General features: G+C 60.5%; 4 protein-coding genes. 2 read left to right on the top strand and 2 right to left on the bottom strand.

Features of this window, described 5'->3' with window-relative positions:
- Nucleotides 1–131: 131 nt before the first annotated feature.
- Both BUB69_RS24840 and BUB69_RS24835 read right to left on the bottom strand, forming a co-directional pair.
- Entirely contained in the window at nt 132–2,669 is a 2,538-nt protein-coding gene (locus tag BUB69_RS24840) for a PepSY domain-containing protein (protein ID WP_073172109.1), read from the bottom strand.
- A gap of 149 nt (nt 2,670–2,818) precedes the next feature.
- Nucleotides 2,819–5,071, bottom strand: a complete 2,253-nt coding sequence (locus BUB69_RS24835; protein ID WP_073172022.1) for a TonB-dependent receptor — start codon at nt 5,069–5,071, stop codon at nt 2,819–2,821.
- Between the two features lie 213 nt (nt 5,072–5,284).
- Between BUB69_RS24835 and BUB69_RS24830 the strand changes: the two genes are divergently transcribed.
- Complete coding sequence (locus tag BUB69_RS24830; RefSeq protein ID WP_073172019.1) at nt 5,285–5,965, top strand: Fe2+-dependent dioxygenase; 681 nt, start codon at nt 5,285–5,287, stop codon at nt 5,963–5,965.
- 3 nt (nt 5,966–5,968) lie between these two features.
- Nucleotides 5,969–6,766 (top strand): tetratricopeptide repeat protein, encoded by a 798-nt coding sequence (locus tag BUB69_RS24825; RefSeq protein WP_073172016.1) that lies wholly within the window; start codon nt 5,969–5,971, stop codon nt 6,764–6,766.
- Nucleotides 6,767–6,772 lie beyond the last annotated feature (6 nt).

Here is a 6,772-nt window from a genome sequence, read left to right as displayed (position 1 = left end):
ACTGGATAAAAACACGCCCTGTGGGAGGCGGCTTGCCGGCGATGCGTTCTTCAGCCACCCCGTCAGTGACTGGCCGGACGTCATCGCCGGCAAGCCGCCTCCCACGGGATCTGGATTCAGCAAGACATACCTCAATACACATCCCGCCTGTACCGTCCCTGCTCCACCAGCTCGCTCACGGCCTGTTCGCCGAGCACTTCGTTCAATACCTGATCCACACCTGCCGCCATGCCCTGCAAGCTGCCGCAGATGTAGATGGCTGCGCCTTCATCCAGCCAGGTACGCAATTCCTGGGCGGCTCTACGCAGCACATCCTGTACGTAGACTTTCTCTGCCTGATCCCGTGAGAACGCCAGGTCCAGTCGCGTCAGATCGCCAGACGCCAACCAGCCCTGCAGTTCTGAACCACAGTGAAAATCGTGTGCCCGTTGACGCTCGCCGAACAGCAGCCAGTTGCGTGTCTGACCTTGTGCGATGCGCGCCTTGAGCAGGCTGCGCAGCCCCGCCAGCCCCGTGCCGTTGCCCAGCAGAATCAGAGGCACCGGAGCGGCAGGCAGATGGAAGCTGCTGTTGCGGCGCAGGCGCACGCTGATGGCAGCGCCTGGCGCCGCATGTGCAGTGAGCCAGCCAGACCCGAGCCCAAGGCTGCCGTCCGGATGAATTTCCTGTCGCACGATGAGCTGCAGACACCCATCCTCAGGAATCGAGGCAATGGAATATTCGCGTGCCGACACCGGCACCAGCGCATCGATCAGTGCCTGAGCATGCAGGCCCACCAGATGCGCACGATGTTGCGGCAATTGACGGGTCGCCAGCGCCTGTGCAACGGGCTCTTGCAGGCCATCCACACTGACCGGGACGGCAGGATCAATGCCCAGCCCGCTCAGAAAATGCTGCACGGCGTCGTCGCTGTTGCGTGGCAGGACTTCGACCAGATCGCCTGCCTGCCAACTCCTGACATCGGGAGCGACCAGCTCCAGCAGAAAGACGCTCGAACCACTGCTGCCCGGGTTCAGGAGTTCTCGACGGGTCAGCGTCCAGTTCTCGAACACCGGCGCCTGCCAAAGGTCGGCCGGCGTGCTGCCGGTCAGTTGCCCAAGATGCAGCTGCCATTGCTTGAGCGCGGCAGGGTCTGCACTGTCGACTTCAATCGGGGCAAACAAGGTGCTGCCGCCGCGCTCGGCCAGCCAGGCATGCAGACGATGGGCAAACCCGCAGAAGTGTTGATACTGCCGGTCGCCCAGCGCCAGCACGGCATAGTTGAGCGTGTTCAGGGAAAGCGGACGGCCCAACAGCTTGCGCTCGAAACCCCGCGCACTGTCCGGGGCTTCGCCGTCGCCAAAGGTACTGACCACAAACAACGCATTGCGGCTTTCGCTCAGGTCCTGCTCGGTCATGTCGCCAAGCCGTTGCACCCGAACCGGCAACCCTGCTGCCTGCAGCTGGCCTGCGGTCTGCCAGGCCAGTTGCTCGGCAAAGCCGCTCTGGCTGGCGAACCCGATCAACCACGACGACGCATCTGGCGCAGCGCTGGCCGAGACGTCACCTCGCGCGGCCTTGATCTGACGTTTCTTGCGCCGGCGGTCCAGATACAGCAACCAGCCGGTGATGAAGAACAGCGGCATCGTCAACGATGCAACGGTCATGATGATTCGCCCTGCCATGCCGAAGTAGCTGCCGACATGCAGTGAATAATTGCTGATCAGCAACTGCGCACCCAGGCTGCGCTCCGCGTAACGTGAAACCGAGCTGACCGCACCGCTGGCCGGGTCAAGGGTGATGGTGTTCAAGGCCCGTGAATGAGGTGAGTCCTTGAGCAGGTAGAACACCGTGGCCGGCTGACCACCGGCGAGCGGCAGACGCAGGTTATAGGCACTGAGCCCAGGGCCGGCAGCCTTTTGAATGCTGTCCCAGACCGCGACGTAATCCACCACCAGAGGACCAGGTGCCTGCTTGCCAGCATTGGCACCACGGCCCGCGCCGTCTTTGCGCTGCTCGACCGGTGCGTCGTTCAGCAATCGGTTCAGGCCGTTGCTGACCCAGTCGTAAGACCAGTTCAAACCGGTGATGGCGAACAACAGGTAAAACAGCAGGCACCAGGTGCCGAAAACGGCGTGCAGATCCCAGTTGAAACTGCGACCTTTCTTCGCCCAGTCCAGCGTCAGCCACACCCGCCAGTTCAGCGCCTTGCGCGGCCAGCGCAGGTACAGACCCGACAGGCAGAAGAACACCAGAATCAGCGTACACGCCGCAGTGATCTGTTTACCCACCTCGCCAATGGCCAGGAAGCGGTGCAGTCGCAACACGAAGTCAAAGAACGCCTCGCCCACACCATTGCCTCTGATCTCGCCGGTATAAGGGTCGAAATTGCGTTTAGGGCCGCGCCGCTCGCCAGGCTTGGGCGTGAAATAAACCTGGGCGACCCGATTGCCGACGGTCTCGACCCTCAGAATCGCGACGGTCAATCCGGTGGCAGCTTCCAGCCGACGGGCCAGCTCAACGGGCGGCAAGGTTTCGCCCTGCGGCTGCACCAGCAGCACGTCCGGGTTGAGTGCATCGAGAATTTCGTCCTCGAACGAATACAGCGCACCGGTGATGCCCATCAAGGTCAACACCAGACCCGCCGTGATCCCGAAGAACCAGTGCAGCTGAAACAGTACTTTCTTCAACACTTGCTACCCTCACCCACCTGCTCTGACACCTGCTTTGATACCGGGAAGCGGCGTCGACTGTCTTGTCTGGATCTGTTCGGTGCCGCGGCCTTATACAGAAAAACCCCGCCTACCGGAATAAGCGGGGTTTGCCTTGCGTGGCTTCCTCAGAAGTGGAAGTTGGCGCTCATCAAGGCGGTACGACCGGCTGCAACGTGTGCGTAGTGCGTCTGGAACACCTGATCGAAGTAGCGCTTGTCGGTCAGGTTCTGGACATTGAGCTGCAGGTCGACGTTTTTGCTCAACGCATACGTCGCCATTGCATCGTAACGCCAGTAGGACGGGACTTCGACCGAATTGGCTTCGTTACCGAAACGTGAATCGACGTACGTCGCGCCACCGCCCACGGTCAGCTTGGGCATCAACTGGTAAGTGGACCACAGATTGAAGCTGTTGCGCGGTGTGTTGGGCATGTGATTGCCCTTGTCAGCCGCCAGGGTGGTCTTGAGCAGCTCACTCTCCATGTAGGTATAACCGCCATACACTTTCCAGCGACTGCTCAGGTTGCCTGCGTAGGTGAACTCGACACCCTGCACGCGCTGCTCGCCATCGAGCGTCTGGAAGGTGGTGTTGTCCGGGTCGGTCATGCGCGCATTGGTCTTGTCGGTGCGAAACAGCGCAGCGGTCAGCGAAAGATCATCGCCGAAGAAATCCCACTTGGTGCCCAACTCGTAGTTACGGTTCTTTTCCGGATCGAGATCGGCGTTGTTGAGCGCCAGTTCCAGACCGCCGTTGCCGCTGGTTTCACCGGACGGGTTGCTGGACGTGGACAGCGCAGCATAAACACTGCCGTTCGGAGCCGGTTTGTAAACGACGCCCAACTGGTAATTCCAGAGCTGCGTGGTTTTCTGACGATCAAAACTGGCCGCAGGTGTGGCGCCACGTGCCGTCGCAAAACCGCTGGAACGCGTGTCGTAGTGGTCGTAACGCAGGCCCAGGTTAACCGACCACTGCTCGTTGAGGGTCAAGGTATCGAATGCGTAAGCAGCGCTGGTTTTGGTGTCGGTATCGGTGTACGCCAGGCTGTCGGAAATCACGCCATTCCACGCATCCTTGGGTGATGGGTCGGCAAGGCTGGTGCAATCACCGGACCGGAACAATCCGGCGGAGCAGGTGCTGGCAATCGCACCGCCAGCCGCATTGAGAATGTTGTACGGGCGGTTGTGTGTGTCCTGATAGGAAAACTCAAGACCGGTGACCAGGCTATGGCTGATGAAACCGGTGTCGAACTTGCTGGTCAGGTCGGTCTGGTTGACGAAGCCGCTGGAGGTGGAGTTACGGCTCTTGGCCGAGCGCGAGACGCTGCCGTTGGCGACGTTGCCACGGCTGTCGTCGGGGTTGGTCACCACGTAGTCCAGCGTCGAACGCGACATGCGGAAACTGTTGGAGAGCGTCATGCTGTCGCTCAGGTCGTGCTCGATCCGCACGGTGCCGCTGTCATTGCTGCTCTTGCGGTAGTCGCGGCCGGTCAGTCCGTAGAAATTGCTTTTGTCGACACTGGCTGGCTTGTCGACGATGTACTTGCTGCGACCCGGCGTGGACGTCAGCGGGATGCCATAGTCGGGCATGTCGTCGGCTTCAAGGTGGTAGTAGTCCACCTTGATCCGAGTGTCGGTGCCCAGACCGAGCGCGAACGAAGGCGCAACGCCCCAACGACTGGTTTCGACGTTGTCGCGCCCTGCGACATTGGCGTCGTGCTTCATCAGGTTCAGGCGAAACGCCGAGGTGTCGGTCATCTGCTGATTGACGTCCAGCGTGTAGCGCTGGGTCTGGTCGGAGCCGAAGGTGTAACCACCGTTGTAGGCGTTGCCCAGGTGAGCACTCTTGGTGATCAGGTTCAGGCTGCCGCCCGTCGAGCCTGCGCCGGTGAAGGCAGAGCCTGGACCTTTGCTGACTTCGACAGATTCAATGTTGAAAATCTCGCGTGACTGGGCGGCCACGTCACGCATGCCATCGACGAACACATCGCTTTCAGCGTTGAAGCCGCGAATGATCGGCCTGTCTGCTGCCGGATTGCCGCCCTCGCCTGCGCCAAAGGTGATGCCTGGCGTGGTGCGCAGCGCGTCGGTCAGTGTGGTCGCGCCGGTGTCCCGGATAACCTGCTGCGGGATGACCGTGACGCTTTTCGGTGTGTCGCGCAGCGGCGCGGTGTACTTCTTCGAGGCCGAGTCTTCGGAGGTATACGACGTGTCAGCCTGCTCGCCGTTGATGTTCGTCGCCCCCAGCGACAAGGCGTTCTCATCGGTGTTTTCCGCGGCGTGAACCATGTGAGCCGCAGACATGGCTGCGATGGCGACCCCGACCGCAGACGCCATCGAGCGTTGTGAGCCAGCTTTATGCGACAGTGTTTGACGTGACATGTAAATCCTCCCCCAAGGCAATCAAGGCGGCGGAATATAGTGCAAACGCTTATCCGTATCAATTGAGATACATTAACATTTACGAAAATATATTATTTATGCACATCCTGTTCACAAGAATTTCACGAGAGATTCGATTCAGCGCAAAACAGTGTTGTACAACGCCAATAGGAATCACTACCATTCGCAACCTTTCGCCCGTCCGGTGCCCAGATGCTTTTACACATTCCAGGTGTTTTTGATCGCGATGAAGTCGCTCGCATCCGTGAAGCTCTGGCGCAGACCGACTGGGCAGACGGGAGAATCACTGCCGGGTACCAGTCGGCCAAGGCCAAGCACAACCTGCAGCTTCCCGAAGAACACCCGCTGGCACGGGAAATCGGCGCAGCCCTGCTGGAGCGACTGTGGCGCAACCCGCTGTTCATGTCTGCGGTCCTGCCCCACAAGATCTTTGCACCTCTGTTCAATTGCTACCGGGAAGGCGGCAGCTTCGACTTCCACATCGACAACGCTGTACGTCAGCCACCCGGCGGCGCCGAGCGCGTGCGCACAGACGTCTCGTCCACGCTGTTTTTCAGCGATCCGGAAGACTACGACGGCGGCGAACTCGAGATTCAGGACACCTTCGGCACCCGGCAGATCAAACTGCCGGCGGGCGATATGCTGATTTACCCGGCCACCAGCCTGCACAAGGTCAACGCGGTGACGCGCGGCGCACGTTACGCCTCGTTCTTCTGGACCCAGAGTCTGGTCCGCGAGGACAGCCAGCGAGCCCTGCTTTTCGAGATGGACACCGCCATCCAGCAACTTACCCTGGACATGCCCGAACACCCGTCACTGATCCAGCTGACCGGCACCTATCACAACCTGCTGCGCCGCTGGGTCGAGGTCTGAAACGTGAGCTGGACGCTTGCACGCAAGGAACTGCTGGACATCGACGACCTGCGAGCGATGCTTGAAGAAAGCCCGGCGCAGGCAGCCAAGGCGATTCTGGCCGCAGCGACACAGGGCAACATCGAAGCGCACGCACTCTTGGGGCAGATCCTGCTCGACGGCAGCGGCATTCAGCGCGACCCGCCACTGGCCATGACCTGGTTCACTATTGCTGCCCGCCAGGGTCATGCGATGGCTCGCAACATGCTGGGGCGCTGCTTCGAACATGGCTGGGGCTGCGTGCCGGATTTGAAACAGGCAGCGCTGCATTACCGTCTGGCGGCCGAACAGGGACTGGATTGGGGGCTCTACAATCTGGGCAATCTGCTGGCAACAGGACGCGGCGTCGAACAGGATCATGCGCAGGCCCTGACCTGTTATCGCAAGGCCGCGAATCTGGGGCATGCCAAATCCATGAATCTGTTGGGCCGGTATCTGGAGGAAGGCATTCAGGGTCAGCGTGATCTACCAGCAGCCCACGAGTGGTACAGGCGTTCGGCCGAAGGCGGGGATTTTCGCGGTCAGTTCAGCTACGCAAGCGTGCTGGCGGAACAGGGCGATATCGAGCAGGCAGTGGCCTGGCTGAAAAAAGCGCTGACGGGAGGGAATCTGAATTTTCTGAGGGTTGGATGCAAGGCATTGCTGGATGCGAAACATCCTGACATTCAGCGCATGGCCGTTGATTACTTTCAACGCGCTGCCGCCATCGGTGAAGAGCAGGACCGGATGGCGTTGCGTCATCTCTCAGCCCGACCTGCCTGAAGCGCT

The organism is Pseudomonas asturiensis (assembly GCF_900143095.1).
Taxonomy (GTDB): Bacteria; Pseudomonadota; Gammaproteobacteria; order Pseudomonadales; family Pseudomonadaceae; genus Aquipseudomonas; species Aquipseudomonas asturiensis.
Note: the sequence above shows the minus strand (reverse complement) of the source record. Positions and strands in the feature narration are given on the sequence as shown.

Coding starts and splice junctions, on each gene's coding strand:
- BUB69_RS24830 (WP_073172019.1), top strand. CDS start 5,285: ATGCTTTTACACATTCCAGGTGTTTTTGATCGCGATGAAGTCGCTCGC.
- BUB69_RS24835 (WP_073172022.1), bottom strand. CDS start 5,071: ATGTCACGTCAAACACTGTCGCATAAAGCTGGCTCACAACGCTCGATG.